Source organism: Bacteroides sp. RTP31139st1_H2_RTP31139_211217 (assembly GCF_040227615.1).
In the GTDB taxonomy this organism is placed as follows: Bacteria; Bacteroidota; Bacteroidia; order Bacteroidales; family Bacteroidaceae; genus Bacteroides; species Bacteroides uniformis.
On record NZ_JBCNZM010000036.1, the window covers coordinates 22,849 to 37,609 of the forward strand.

Consider the following 14,761-nt stretch of genomic DNA (forward strand, 5'->3'; position numbering starts at 1 on the left):
GCCAAAGGTGGGTAAAGAGACTATAATGCCGTCAATACGGTCACGATTTTGACGGAACAGTTCGGCACACTTCAATCCGTCTTCACGGGTTTCAATACTGCTACTGCCAGTAGGAGTAGCATCTTCAGGTAAAATTACATAGTCATAGCCTTCGTCTGCAAGTGTTCTCAACAGCTGTTTGCGAACATCTTTGGCCAATTCTGAATTAAAATAAGCACGGGTGCCGATAATTATACCGAAGCACATTCTTTCCTTGTTTTTCATCGTAAATAGTTGGTGTTAAAATTATACTTAGAAGATATTTATCCGATTAATTGATTTACTGCTTTCAGCCAGCCTTCACACCATTTCTCCATCAGTGGTAAGTTGCCCTGCGGTTCTATTCGGTAGCGGCTCCGGCGTAATACGGCCACTTGTTCAAAGCTCGTCCATATCTTGCGGGCCATTCCATTCATCACAACAGCTCCCAAAGCCGAGGCCTCCTCAACATCCGAACAATTGATCGGTACACGTAAACAGTCAGCCTGGAACTGCATTAAAAATTTATTTTTTGTAGGTCCTCCGTCAACCCTGATTTCTTTCAGTTTTATACCTGCCTGAGTGGTCATCGCTTTGACTAAATCATTGACTTGATAAGCTATGGATTCAAGCGCCGCCCTAAGAACATGTGGCTTCCCGGTACCTAAAGTCATCCCTAAAATGGCCGCCTTTATATCCCCTTGCCACCAAGGAGCACCCAGTCCGGCAAAAGCCGGTACAACATATACACCTCCATTGTCTTCCACAGTAACGGCCAGTTCTTCTGCTTCATCGGGCGAACCGATCATCTGCAATCTCTGTTCCAACCACTTGATAGTACCGCCAGTACAATGGATATTCCCCTCAAAAGCATAGAACACTTTCCCAAGTGCGGCAAAACCTATGGAAGTGACCAATCCCCGAGGAGCTGTAGCAACCTTTTCGCCAATATTCACCATTACTGAGGAGCCGGTACCATAAGTGACCTTACCTAATCCCTCTTCAAAACACATCTGCCCAGTCAGTGCCCCATGCGAATCGCCCAATACACCGGCAATGACAATAGGGTTCTTGAACAGTCCACCCACCGTAGTCTTTCCAAAAACAGCATCACAAGGCAACAACTCGGGCATCATGGTTTTGGGTATGGTGAACAATTCCAGCAAGTCATTATCCCATAGCATCGTATGAATATTCAATAAAAGGGTTCTGGAAGCATTCGTATAATCCGTCACATGGCGTTTACCATCAGTCAACTTCCAAATCAGCCACGTATCAATAGTCCCCATCAATAAGTCTCCATTATCAGCAGCCCGACGGGCTCCCTCCACATTGTCAAGTATCCACTTCACACCGCTCGCCGAGAAATAGGGGTCTAACAACAAGCCACTTCTTACCTGTACAAACTCACTGTATCCTCTATTTTTCAAGTCATTACAGATATCAGCACCACGCATACATTGCCATACCACAGCATTGTATACCGGTTTACCCGTATGTTTATTCCATACAACCACCGTCTCGCGTTGATTAGTGATAGCCAACGAATACATATTGTCTGCCGTTTCCTCTTCAATCAACTCAGCAATGCTTTTCAGCACATTCCGATAAATTTCTTCAACATCATGCTCCACCCATCCAGTTCGGGGATAATATTGCTCGTGAGTGACATTGACACGCTTCAGCATTTCACACCTCTCATTGAACAGCATAGCCTTGGTGGCCGAGGTGCTTTGGTCTATTGCAATTATCAAGTTTTTCATTTTAGGTATTATTAAAGGCTGATTATTTCTTACTTAAGGAAGTCAAGGGTAGTTTTCACGATACCAGGTGCATCCAACCCATAATGGGCAAAAATTTCGGAAGAACTCCCATGCACCACATTCTCGTCAGGAATCCCCAAAATTTTCACGGGTACGGGATTTTCGGAAATGATTTCAGTCACCATCGCTCCAAGGCCTCCATACTGACTATGCTCCTCAACCGTGATAATACGACCGGTTTCAGAAGCAGCTTTCAAAACAGCCTCCTCATCACAAGGTTTAATAAAGGACATATCCAGTACCCGGACTGAAATACCATATTTACGCAACTCCAAAGCCGCTTGATGTGCATGGTATACGGTTTCACCGGTTCCAATGATTGTCAAGTCGGTCCCGTCCAATAACCTATTTGCCTTACCTATGGCAAAATCAAAATCATCGTTCTCATAGACATCAGGAACTGCTGCACGTCCTACACGAACATAAACCGGTTCAGGATAGTCAATCAAAAACTCAACCAGTTTTTTTGTCTGTCGGGCATCACAAGGCAACACAATATTCATACCGGGGAAAGTACGTAACACGGCAATATCATGCAAGCTATGATGGGTAGCCCCCAAAGCTCCGTAAGCTACTCCTCCACTTACTCCCAATATCTTTACGTTGTTCTGACTATAAGCCAAGTCAACCTTTACCTGTTCCAGACTGCGAGCCACATAAAAACATGCCGGGCCACACACAAACACTTTCTTTCCGCTATGAGCCAACCCGGCTGAAATACCCACAGCATCCTGCTCCGCAATACCACACTCCACGAATTGCTGTGGCAATTCTTTGGCAAAATCATTTAACGTCACCGAACCACGTGCATCCGTTGTCACAGCAATGATATCTTTGTCCATCCGGGCCAATGACAACAAAGTGTCGGTGAAACTTTTTCTGCAAGCTATCATATCAATTATATTCTAAATTTTTTATCCTTTCTGAAATTTCCCGAATAGCCAGTTCATACTGCTCGTTGTTCGGAACCCCATGATGCCATTTGGCCACTCCCTCCATAAAAGACACTCCCTTGCCTTTTGTTGTATGAGCCACCAGCAAATGAGGATGGTGATTTGCATAATCAATGGAACGGAAAGTCCGGATAATGTCTTCCATATCGTCACCATTCATATCCTTTACCTCCCAACCAAATGCCGTCCAACGGTCACGGATGTCATCAATCCCCATCACATCTTCCGTATCTCCACTAATCTGCAAATGATTACGATCTATTACAGCTACCAGATTATCCAGCTTGTACTGCCGGGCAGCCATTGCAGCCTCGTATATGGAACCTTCACCCTGCTCACCGTCTCCCATCAGCACATAGGTTTTATAATTCCTCTTATCCATTTTAGCAGCCATGGCTATACCCACCCCGACAGACAAGCCATGCCCCAAGGCTCCAGTATTCACTTCAATACCCGGAACTCCGATAGTGGGGTGCCCCGAAAGAATGGAACCATATTGCCCCAATGTGTCCAAAATGCCTTTAGCCATGAACCCTCTGGATTCCAGCGTCACATACAAAGCCTCCACACAATGTCCCTTACTCAAAATGAAACGATCCCGCAAATTATCCTTAGGGTTACCTGCATCTACATTCATCACATCAAAGTAAAGAGCAGTAAGAACATTGAGGCAAGACAAGTCTCCACCGATATGTCCGGCTTTTGCTTTATAGATAATTTCAATTAATCTTTTTCGATTTCTTTCTGATTGAAGAATTAATTCTTTTGTTTTCATAGCTTATACACTTTCGTTTCCTTTGCAAATAAAACAAAAGAAAAGTATAAATCGAAAGAAAACGAAAGATTTTCACCTTATATTAACATATTTTACGATTAACAAGAAGGAAAAAGCAAATAAATAAAATATAAAACAAAAGCAATCGATAAAATAAAAGATAATTATTAGAATAAAAAAGAAGAAAAACAGTAAAAACGAACTTTCATTTGACTTTTTTTGACTACCTTTGCGAAAAAATTAAATGATTACACAATGCTCAATACTATAGACGAAGGAATCAAAGCGGTTCGGCAAGGAAAAATAGTGATAGTTGTCGATGATGAAAATAGAGAAAATGAAGGTGATTTTATCGTATCTGGTGAAAAAATCACCCCTGATATTGTCAATTTCATGATTACACATGGAAAAGGGCTTCTTTGTGTACCATTACCTCGTTCGCGTTGTGAAGAGCTTCAACTATACCCGATGTCGGAAGACAACACTTCTCTTTTAGGCACTCCGTTCACCATGTCTGTCGACCTGAAGGGCTACGGTTGTACAACGGGGGTTTCCGCCTATGACCGTTCTGCTACCATACGCGCTTTGGTTACTGGCAATATAAAACCGTCGGAATTGGCACGTCCCGGGCATATTTTTCCTCTCTACGGACATGAGAATGGAGTATTAGGACGCGACGGACATACGGAAGCCTTGCTAGACCTGACAAGAATGGCAGGATTGACACCCGGTGGCGCCCTCATTGAGATACTGAACCAGGATGGAACAATGGCCCGTTTGCCTCAATTACTAGAAATAGCAGAAAAGTTCCAGCTGAAAATTATAGCTATCAAAGATATCCAAGAGTATCGCAGGAACAACAAGATATAACAATATATAAAGTAGATATGGCACTAAACCAAAGAAGAGTCAAGATTTTGGACCTAATCCGCGAAGACGGACATGCAAAAGTTCAAGAATTAAGCAGGATTTTCAATGTTACGGATGTTACAATCAGACAAGACTTGGAAGCCCTTGAAAAATTAGGGTATATCCAAAGAGAACATGGTGGAGCTTTCCTAAAAGACGTAGGCTCATTTGCAAAGACCGGAAAGGTCTTCAACCAAAACCATATTGAAGAAAAAAGAGAAATAGCCCGAAAAGCGGTATCGTTTATCCGCGAAGGCGAATGCATCATTCTCGATTCAGGTTCCACCACTACAGAAATAGCCAAACTACTTACGCAATACAAAGAGCTCACTGTCATCACCAATGCACTGAACATAGCGTTGATATTGGGCGAGAATCCCGGTATCACCCTCATCGTGACGGGAGGAGAGTTCAAAGCGCCTACCCTTTCACTGACCGGAAAGATGGCAGCCGACTCACTCAAAGGTTTCCATGCCAACAAATTATTCCTCGCCACAGCAGGAATATCTCCGGACATGAGCCTGACTTATCCAAGCCTCAGCGACCTGATGGTAAAATCGGCCATGATAAAGGCTGCCGAAGAAGTCATCCTGGTAGCCGATTCTTCCAAAATCGGGATAAGCGCATTCGCAAGTTTAGGGTCGATAACTATGGTGAACTCCTTCATCACAGACAATCATATCTCGAAAGAGAATATTGAGAAAATGAAGGGGAAAAACATAAATCTCCTGATTGGATAATTGAAAGGGAAAAAGAGACCCGGCCCTCGTACCCATTTATATTATATTACAAATATAAGTACAATCTGCCTGCATTCCCATGCCTTTTCATCTCACTCACTGAACGAACCGGATTCAGTCAGGGACTGAAAGCCTTTCACTCAGGGACTGAATGCCATTCAGTCCTTGAGTCATTGCACCCCCTCTCAGAAGGTATCAGGAAGGAGGTATAGCAAACCACCCACCCCGTAAAAACAAGCAATAAAATTATAGGACATCCTCCTCTGAAAGCCGATATGCTTCCCTGACCACTTCCTGCGGATAGCCGCACATCTCGATAATCCGGATGGCATTACGTTCCGTCACCGGTCCCGGCTTCAACTTATAATCAAAAGACAATGTATTGTCGGCAACACACTCACAAAAATGAAACAATTCATATTCGTCCTCAAGTAAGGAAGCCAGTTCGACATCGTGAGTGGAAGCAAACACAATACTGTTCTTGTGCGCCAAAGCAGACAGCACAGCTTTGGCTATAGCTATCCGTTCCACCGTATTCGTCCCCTTGAACAACTCGTCCAGCAGGAAAAACCGCCAACACTCCTTTCCGGCTTCCAGCATCTCTCGAACAATTTGCACCTCCTGCAGAAAGAAACTTTTTCCCTCCATCAGACTATCCTCCAGATGGATAGCAGAATATAACGCAGTATCCATAGGAAAACGGAAACTGCGAGCAAAACAAGTATGGAGCACTTGTGCGGAAAGCAGGTTAAGTCCGATGGCACGGATAAAAGTTGTCTTACCGGACATATTGGAGCCGGTAACAAGGACAGATTTGCCACAGAGTGTAATGTCATTAGGGATACAACGTTCTATAAGCGGATGATAAAGCCCTTCTGCATGAAACGTTTCACCCTCGCTGCAAGCTTCCGGTAAAACATAATAAGGCAGCCCATTCCGGAGTTCGGAAACAGAGCAAAGCACATCCACCAATCCGAAATAGCGGAAAACCTCTTCAATCTGTTCCTGTCTACCCTGCAATAGAAAGAAAGCCTTGGAAACCGGAATAACTTCCCGCAGAAAAAACACATTCACTATCTCGGTGAAGAAATAAGCGAAAATGGCGATGTCGCTCTCCAGTCTGATACTGAAACGGAAAGTGGAAAGTTTCTTTCGCAACGGATGCAATGCCTGCAAAGTCTTTTGGATATCCCGATGCACGGATGCACACAACGGAATCTGTGCCAACTTCTCCGCTTGCCTGAGCAACTGCCATAACTGAGGAATGGAAAAGAAATAGCCCTGAATCCGCGCCTTGCTGCGATAGTGCAGTACCATGTTCACCAATACCGATGTGCACAAAATCCCCAAAACATAAAGCGAAGACGTAATGTAAACTATTCCCAACAAAACAAAAGGCGCGAATTGCAAGATAGTCAGCAAACGGTAAAAGCGGCGGGAATACACGGGATGGGAAATGGAGAATAGCGATGCAATGGTATAAGCATCCGGCGTATCCAGTTTCCGCAACTCCGACCGGATTTCTGCACGCAACTCCTTGTCAGCAGAAAGCTTACGAATCACTTCCTCTTGTTCCGAAATCTCCGAAAGACGGTTGTAATGCAACACGTCGTAGAGGTACTGTCGGCCCACACAAGAAGAGGTACGGTCAGCCCATTCGAAAAAATCATCCAGATTGAGGTCATCCCAGGTTTTCTGCGACACCAAATGTTCTGTCTCCCTCGCCGACCGGTACTCGTGGTATAGCGATATATCCGAAAATGACTGTTCCATCAAAGAATTATTTGGAATGATGCACAAAAATAATGAAAAGATTGCATTCTATCTAATTTCCTTGCTGCTTTCCCTATATTATGTTTACTTTGCGGATACAAACACTTTTCATTACTTCACCATTAAAATTATAACAAGATGAAACACACTTTTTTCACATTGACACTGTTTTTACTGGCCTTACTGTCAACATCATGCGGAAACAAGAAAGTAGCATATCAGAATCCCCTGCCCATGGCCTTCGGAGACCCGTTCCTACTGAAAGCTTCCGACGGCAAATACTATATGTACGGAACGGGCGGAGTATCGAACGGTTTTAAAGTATACTCCTCCGATGACCTGGTGACATGGACAGACGAGGGTCCCATCTATCAAGGCGGCACCTCCGACTCATGGGCCACCGACTGTTTCTGGGCACCCGAAGTGTATGAACGGGACGGCAAATACTACCTATGGTTCAGCGCCAACTGGAAGGAAAATCCCACTAAGGAGCAAGAGAACTTCCGTATCGGTGTAGCCGTAGCCGATAAGCCTACCGGCCCTTTCAAAGAGCTGTTCAACCAACCGGTATTCGACCCCGGCTATCCTATCATCGACGCAAACATACTCTTTGACGATGCTTCCGGAAAGACCTACCTCTACTACTCCCGCTGCTGCTACAAACATGCCGTTGAAAGCGAAGTTTCAGCATGGGCCAAAGAAAAGGGCTGGTTTGACGAGATTGAGGAAAGTTGGATTTACGGCGTGGAACTGAAACCAGATTTCTCCGGTATCATCGGAGAACCGGTAGCACTGCTTTGCCCGCCCCAGACAATGGACGACCCTCAAGCGGAATGGGAGAACCGCTCGGTGACTTCACATGAAGTCAACAGACGCTGGACAGAAGGTTCGTATATCGTGAAGCACAAAAATCTTTACTATATGCTGTACTCTGCAAACTTTTTCGGAGGGAAAAATTATGCGGTGGGTTATGCTACCTCCCAGAACCCCTTAGGACCATTCACAAAAGCTGCCAACAATCCGGTGCTGCAAAAGGATACAGAGCAAGGCGGCATCGTGACCGGAACCGGGCATTGTATGCTCATCGATATTCACAACCGCCTCTACTGTGTCTATCATGGACGCACCGAAACCACTGGTGACGAACGAATGGTATTCATCGACCCCATAGACATCCAACCGGACGGGAAACTGGTAGTCCACGGACCGAATACGGATTTACAGAAAATCACATATTAAAGCCATCAGGCGCAGACTGCACAGCATGTCACGGTTCATTATTCTCCGTGGTTCTCCTATACATTCCGCGCCTGATGAAAATTAAAAAGGACATATCCATACACAACAATCCGCTCCATATTTGTTCCTGACTTCAATTCTATTTTCACCGGTATCCAATACAATGCCTTTCCATTCCAGTACATTTACGGAATCAGGTTTTGCAGTCCCATATGCTTTGCCATTGATATACAATTTGGCAGCTCCGCTATTGCTGAATACTTGCACATCAACAGTTTTGCGGGTTCTGTTTACCAATCGTTTTCCTGCGATATATACAAACTTATCTTCTTGATTCCAGTTTGCCTTATAAAAGTAAAAGGCATCTTTCTTTATTTTCCGGTCGTAAGTCACCAGCCCCTTATCATTGCGTCCCATAATGGTCCCCTCCCTACGGCCTGCCGCCGAAAAGTCGAACATGCACCAGATGAAGTTACACCACAAGAATTCACGTTCCTGAAGCTGTTTCCAATTCTCCACATGATAATAAGTCTGCCAGTTTTCGGGATGCCATTGCCCCCACGGTTCCGGATGCCTCAGCGAGTCTGCCTGCTGGAATACGCATGCCCCGGCACCATACTCGCTGATGCCCATCTTCCGCTCCGGATGTGCTGCATGCTCGCGGTCTATCCAGCGCCCCATGTCATCCATGTTGTCGCCATACCAGCCGAAATACTTGTTGAAAGCAATCAGGTCGGTGAATCCGTTGAAGTCGTCATCCTGATTACTGGCTCCCATAGTGGGACGGCTCGAGTCCAACTGACGGGCCAAAGCATGAAGCTCTGCCGCCATACGCGAAGGACGGTCCAGCCAACCGGAATTTATCTCATTGAACAGCCCCCAGAACAAAATGCAGGGGTGATTGTAGTTCTGTAAAATCAGTTCCTTCAATTGCAGGCGCAAGTTTTCATCATAAGCAGGATTATTCACATAAACATTGACAAAAGGAATCTCAACCCATGCCACCAGTCCCCGCTTGTCCATCTGTTGATGCATGTATTTGGCTTGCGGATAGTGGCAAAGACGCACGGCATTGCATCCCATTTCCTGCATCAAGTCCAAATCTTCGTCATGGTCTTGCGGATAAAATGCCGAAGCGCGTTCCGCCCTGTCCTGATGCCGGTTCACGCCATTCAAACGATAAGGCTTTCCATTCAGAAAGAAACCTTTCTCCGCATCGGCATGAAAGTAGCGGAAACCTATCTCTTCTTCGCGGCGGTCTATCTCTTTCCCATCCTTACGCAATATCACCACTCCTTTATATAAATAGGGGTCCTTCACTCCATCCCACAAATGAGGCCTTTCAAGCACCATGTCCATCACCACCTTTTTATCCTCACCCACCTCTGCACTGGCAACACGGCAAAGCAACTTTTCCTTGTCATATAGTTGAAACTCCACCTCGCAACCGGTCACAGTAGTTTCCCTTGCCGAAAGCAGTGCTTCAATTTTCAAATGGGCCTTTTTCTCCGATACATCGGACTGAGTGAAGAATACACCTGAAGAGGCATAATAAGCAGGTTCTATGCAGACATCCTCCGTTACCAGCAGCTCCACTCCCCGATACAACCCGCCAAACATATTGAAGTCACCGCAAATGGGAGCGATATCCATAGTCTGAGCATTGCTGACACGAATTTCCAATACACTTTCTGTTCCCGGGACCAGGAAATCAGTCAATTCTGCCACAAATGCCGTATAACCACCCTTATGTTGCATCACAAAATGATGGTCGATAAAAATGTCGGCAACCGTCTGTGCAGCCATCACTTTCAAGAAAAAACGTTTGCCCCGATAATGGGCAGGAACAGACAACTTACGACTGTAATTGCATAATCCCCTATAATAATCGGCATTGCCAAACATGCCATCGCCCGCATTCCAAGTGTGAGGCAAAGTAACCTTCACTATTTCCGAAGCAGGTGCCTGAAAACCCCGGTGGAAATTCCATCCTTCATTCAGTGGAATCACCTCTACGGCAAATACACATGTTGACAATATTCCCAAAGAGAATAAAAATAAAATGATGAATCTGTTCATTTTCGATAAAGTATTAGAAGGTTAATCATATTGGCAGGAACCAGTCCTTCCCTGCAAAGGTATGAAATAAATGTTGAATAATAAATGAGAAAAACACTTCAAGACACGCAAGACAACAAACGGATGACATGTTTAAGACTTATACGACCGCGATGCAACATTACAGACCTATTAATGCAACATATTTACGTTTATTTAAATAAGATATTGCTATCTTTGAGAATTCAATTTCAGATTATATAGTATGTCTTTTACAAACTATTTACACAAATTAGTGTTCCCCCTCATTATTCTGTTACTGGCTTATCTGCCGTTAGCAGGACAAACTCCGTATGTATTTCGCCATCTGAAAGTAGAAAACGGGCTTTCAAACAATAACGTAAAAACCATATTGAAAGACTGTGAAGGCTTTTTATGGATAGGGACCGCCAATGGATTGAACCGATACGACGGATATAGCTTTAAAGTGTATCAACCCAAAGAAAAAGACATCCATTCTTTATTGTCTAACGACATCTGGAACTTACAGGAAGACGGTTTGGGCAATTTGTGGATTGGAAGCGAGGCAAGATATTGTATATACGACCGAGACAAAGACAACTTCATTACCGATATTCCCTCATACCTCCTTAAAATAGGCATCCAGATAAATGGTACCTACAAAGTACATGTTGACAAAAGACACAATTTATGGGTACTGCAAGGCCAAAATGCTTTTTACTTCAATTTTTCTCATAAAACCCTTAAAACATTCAAAATAGAAAACTTTCCAGAAGAAACTCCGGAACTGAGTATCAGCGATGATGGTGAAAACCTATATCTTCTTTGGAATTCGACCTTATTGAAACTAGAGAACAACGCAAAGAAATGTAAACGGGTAGATAACATCAGCTTACCCTCCAACTCTATTATCGAAAAGCACATATACATTGATTATCATGGAGGCATCTGGCTATATTCATATACCGATGAACAAATATTCTATAAGAAAAACATAAAATCGGAATGGAACCAAATCAATCTCCATTCCAAAATAGAGACAAAAAGTAATGCGGTAAGGAGCATACTGGATGACTCGAACGGACATGTCTGGATAGGAACGGACCATAAAGGAGTATTCATTTATGACTACGTAAATGATAACCTTGTCAACCTCCTGAATACCCCTATGTCTTCCACATCCCTTGCTTCCAACAGAATAAATACAATCTACCGTGATGATTCAGGCGTCATTTGGTTAGGAAATTTCAAAAAAGGAGTTTCTTATTATCACGAAAGCTTCCATGAATTTATTGATACCCAGCATAAAGAATGCGGTGATATAGCCTCCATTTTAGAGGATAAGGCCGGAAACATTTGGCTGGGAACAGATGGGAACGGACTTTATGTAAAAGAAAAGCAAAAAGGATTTGCCATTCGCAAACTATCCATCCCCGACATAGCCATCATCAGTCTTCTCGAAGACCATAAAGGACGGATTTGGGCAGGAAGTTATCAAGACGGATTGTTCTGCTATGAGAACAACAGTATTCGCCATTTTACTCCAGAGAACAGCCAACTGCCATACAGTGGCGTATGGAGTATGAAGGAAGACCGATATGGAAACTTATGGATAGGTTATGTACTGGAAACTTTGGTTTGTTTTAATCCGGACGCAAATACTGCGACAAGTTATCTACTACCTGATGGGAATAATATCAATGTACTCAATATCTGTTATGACTATGGAGACAAAATGTATATCGGGACTACATACGGACTCTGTGTAATGGACATCGTGACGAGAAAACCCGAAATGATTTATGCCAATCGAAAAGAGACACAGCCATTCAAGCAGCTCTTCATTTCCACTGTATTCAAGGACGACAGAGATATATTGTGGTTAGCCCATAAACAAGGATTGACTGCCTGGGACTTAAAAAATGATTCACTACACTGGTTCGACGTAAACAACGGATTGTGTGACAATCTCATTAACAGTATAACCCAAGACAATCATGGTAACATGTGGCTTGCAACAAGTAACGGATTGTCTATATTGGAAGTAACCCCAGACACCCAGGAAGGAGTAGACTTTTCTTTCAAGAATCTTTCTACCAGAGACGGATTGCCAGAAAATCATTTCAACTCCCATTCCGCTTGTAAATTGTCCAGCGGAGATTTACTGCTGGGAGGCACCAGTGGCTATACATCTATAAATCCGAACAAGCTGACCGAAAAGAGCCGACCGCTGGCAAAGGTGTATTTTACAAATCTGACCATTGGCAATCAACATATAGAAGTAGACTCAATATATGAAGGGCGTAAACTATTAACAACTGTACTTGGCAGAACCCCATCATTGTCTGTCAGATATGACGATTATTTAATCTCCATCGAATTTGCCGCAGGCGATTTGCTGAATGCTGATAAAATAAGATATGCCTATAAACTGGAAGGATTAAATACCCAATGGTACTATACAAACGAGAACAAAGTAGCTTTCACCACCCTTCCTCCTGGCAATTACAAACTATTGATTAAAGCTTGTAACAGTGACGGTATATGGAATGACGAAGCTAGTGAGTTGAATATAACCGTTTCATCTCCAATATATTTATGTAATGTTGCTATCATCTTATACATATTGTTTGCCATTGGTATAATATCCTATGTAATATACCGATTCAAAAAGCATCACAACATAAGACTGGAGCAACAACGAGCAAAACTGGAGCAAGAACAAAAGTTGCTCCTGAATGAGATGAAGCTAAAGTTCTTTACAAATATAAGCCATGATTTACGTACACCACTGACGCTTATCATTAGCCCGTTACAAATGTTATTGTCAGAAACCCTGGATGACGGAATACGCAAAAAACTAAATACAATCAATAAAAATGCACAACAATTACTTACATCGATAAACTCTCTGCTTGATTTCCGGAAACTGGATGTAGGAGCCGAGACAGCTCATTACAAATCGGGAGATATTGTCAACTTTATCCGCGAGATTTGCAGTACTTTTCAAGAGTATGCTCTTGACCATACCATCAGCTTCTGTTTCATGTGCGAAGTAGAAAACCTGAACATGTCCTTCGATCCGGTTAAAATAAAAAAAGTAATGAACAACTTGTTGTCCAATGCCTTCAAATACACTCCTGATAAAGGAGAAATCAATGTACATCTTTATCGCGAAGATGACAATGTATGCATCTGTGTGGCAGACAACGGACAAGGTATCATAGACAAAGACAAGAAACATATCTTCGAACGTTTTTATCAGGTGCAACAAACTTCGGAAAAAACCGGCAGTGGAATCGGCCTGCATATTGCAAACGAATATGTACATCTACACAAAGGAACAATCTCCGTTACAGACAATTTTCCTAAAGGTTCCGTATTTACCGTTAAATTGCCTATCGTCACATATGCCAGTGAAAAGGAGGAATTACTTCCGGAACTGCTAAACAATGACAAAGCTCCGAATGAACTTCCCGTTCCAAATGCGGAAGAATTGCGGTATACCATCTTGTTGGTGGACGACAACAAGGATTTCTGTAGTTTCATGTCTGAATACCTGTCCGATGAATACGCCATACAGGTTGCCTACAATGGAGCAGAGGCATTGAAGATATTAGAAAAAAACAGTGTCAATATTGTAATAAGCGACATCATGATGCCAGTGATGAATGGAACAGAGCTATGTCGGCAAATCAAAACAAACATGCAATGGTCCCACATTCCCGTTATATTGCTTACAGCCCGTATGGCAGAAGAATACAAAAGTGAAGGATTTGAGCAAGGAGCCGATGACTATATCGTAAAGCCTTTTGACTTCAAATTACTAAAGCTGCGCATCAGGAAATTTATTGAATGGACAGAAAAAAGCCATCGTAAATTCAGTCAGAAAATAGAAGTGACACCTAATGAAATAACAATCACTCCACTAGACGAACAATTTATTGAAAAAGCTATCAAAATAGTAGAAGAGCGCATGAGTGATTCCGACTTCTCTGTGGAAATGTTAGGAGCAGAATTGGGGTTGAGTCGTAGCCATCTCTACAAAAAGCTGATGTGTATCACCGGTAAAGGTCCGGCAGAATTCATCCGGATTATCCGTTTGAAGCGCAGTAAGCAACTTCTAAAGGAAAGCCAGAAACAAATTGCAGAAATTGCCTATGAGGTGGGATTCAGTTCTCCAAAAAGGTTCACTGTAAACTTCAAGAATGAATTTGGAATATCACCATCTGATTACATCCGCAGTCTAAAATGATAACTTGAAACATAAAGGTACACTATTTAAAACATAACAAGCCTACATTATTGCCAAAACAGTTCATATTTGCAGTGACTTTCAAATCAGTCATTTCTTATATTTTGTAAGCATTCGGCAAACTACAGGTATTAAACTTTTATATACAACAATAGCGACTGTCACTATGAACCTAATAGTATCAGCCGCTATTGTTT

General features: G+C 43.0%; 9 protein-coding genes and 1 pseudogene. 4 read left to right on the plus strand and 6 right to left on the minus strand.

Annotation, left to right across the window (positions count from 1 at the left end; genetic code table 11):
- The 4 genes and pseudogenes from ABUA47_RS08165 to ABUA47_RS08180 form a co-directional block, all read right to left on the minus strand.
- Nucleotides 1–264 (minus strand): annotated as a pseudogene (locus tag ABUA47_RS08165) (fucose isomerase); the annotation flags it as partial.
- A gap of 38 nt (nt 265–302) precedes the next feature.
- Nucleotides 303–1,781, minus strand: a complete 1,479-nt coding sequence (locus tag ABUA47_RS08170; protein WP_022401104.1) for an FGGY-family carbohydrate kinase — start codon at nt 1,779–1,781, stop codon at nt 303–305.
- Nucleotides 1,782–1,810: 29 nt separating this feature from the next.
- Complete coding sequence (locus ABUA47_RS08175) at nt 1,811–2,734, minus strand: transketolase family protein (RefSeq protein ID WP_022401105.1); 924 nt, start codon at nt 2,732–2,734, stop codon at nt 1,811–1,813.
- A 1-nt stretch (nt 2,735) separates the two neighbouring features.
- A complete protein-coding gene (locus ABUA47_RS08180; RefSeq protein WP_009037742.1) occupies nt 2,736–3,569 on the minus strand; it encodes a transketolase in 834 nt (277 codons plus the stop codon).
- Nucleotides 3,570–3,824: 255 nt separating this feature from the next.
- On the opposite strand from ABUA47_RS08180, the gene ribB reads away from it, so the two are divergent.
- On the plus strand, nt 3,825–4,439 hold the full coding sequence (gene ribB / locus ABUA47_RS08185) for a 3,4-dihydroxy-2-butanone-4-phosphate synthase (RefSeq protein ID WP_035447025.1): 615 nt from the start codon (nt 3,825–3,827) through the stop codon (nt 4,437–4,439).
- Nucleotides 4,440–4,456: 17 nt separating this feature from the next.
- The gene (locus tag ABUA47_RS08190) at nt 4,457–5,218 is read left to right on the plus strand and encodes a DeoR/GlpR family DNA-binding transcription regulator (protein ID WP_009037740.1); all 762 of its coding nucleotides are present in this window, start codon (nt 4,457–4,459) and stop codon (nt 5,216–5,218) included.
- 246 nt (nt 5,219–5,464) lie between these two features.
- On the opposite strand, the gene ABUA47_RS08195 is transcribed toward ABUA47_RS08190, so the two are convergent.
- The gene (locus tag ABUA47_RS08195) at nt 5,465–6,991 is read right to left on the minus strand and encodes a MutS-related protein (protein ID WP_009037739.1); all 1,527 of its coding nucleotides are present in this window, start codon (nt 6,989–6,991) and stop codon (nt 5,465–5,467) included.
- 138 nt (nt 6,992–7,129) lie between these two features.
- Here ABUA47_RS08195 and ABUA47_RS08200 point away from each other — a divergent pair, with 138 nt between their 5' ends.
- Nucleotides 7,130–8,230, plus strand: a complete 1,101-nt coding sequence (locus tag ABUA47_RS08200) for a glycoside hydrolase family 43 protein (protein WP_035447028.1) — start codon at nt 7,130–7,132, stop codon at nt 8,228–8,230.
- Nucleotides 8,231–8,311: 81 nt separating this feature from the next.
- On the opposite strand, the gene ABUA47_RS08205 is transcribed toward ABUA47_RS08200, so the two are convergent.
- Entirely contained in the window at nt 8,312–10,309 is a 1,998-nt protein-coding gene (locus tag ABUA47_RS08205; protein WP_022401108.1) for a glycoside hydrolase family 2 protein, read from the minus strand.
- 391 nt (nt 10,310–10,700) lie between these two features.
- Between ABUA47_RS08205 and ABUA47_RS08210 the strand changes: the two genes are divergently transcribed.
- Nucleotides 10,701–14,564 (plus strand): two-component regulator propeller domain-containing protein, encoded by a 3,864-nt coding sequence (locus ABUA47_RS08210; RefSeq protein WP_349831520.1) that lies wholly within the window; start codon nt 10,701–10,703, stop codon nt 14,562–14,564.
- Nucleotides 14,565–14,761 lie beyond the last annotated feature (197 nt).

Coding starts and splice junctions, on each gene's coding strand:
- ABUA47_RS08170 (WP_022401104.1), bottom strand. CDS start 1,781: ATGAAAAACTTGATAATTGCAATAGACCAAAGCACCTCGGCCACCAAG.
- ABUA47_RS08175 (WP_022401105.1), bottom strand. CDS start 2,734: ATGATAGCTTGCAGAAAAAGTTTCACCGACACTTTGTTGTCATTGGCC.
- ABUA47_RS08180 (WP_009037742.1), bottom strand. CDS start 3,569: ATGAAAACAAAAGAATTAATTCTTCAATCAGAAAGAAATCGAAAAAGA.
- ribB (WP_035447025.1), top strand. CDS start 3,825: ATGCTCAATACTATAGACGAAGGAATCAAAGCGGTTCGGCAAGGAAAA.
- ABUA47_RS08190 (WP_009037740.1), top strand. CDS start 4,457: ATGGCACTAAACCAAAGAAGAGTCAAGATTTTGGACCTAATCCGCGAA.
- ABUA47_RS08195 (WP_009037739.1), bottom strand. CDS start 6,991: ATGGAACAGTCATTTTCGGATATATCGCTATACCACGAGTACCGGTCG.
- ABUA47_RS08200 (WP_035447028.1), top strand. CDS start 7,130: ATGAAACACACTTTTTTCACATTGACACTGTTTTTACTGGCCTTACTG.
- ABUA47_RS08205 (WP_022401108.1), bottom strand. CDS start 10,309: ATGAACAGATTCATCATTTTATTTTTATTCTCTTTGGGAATATTGTCA.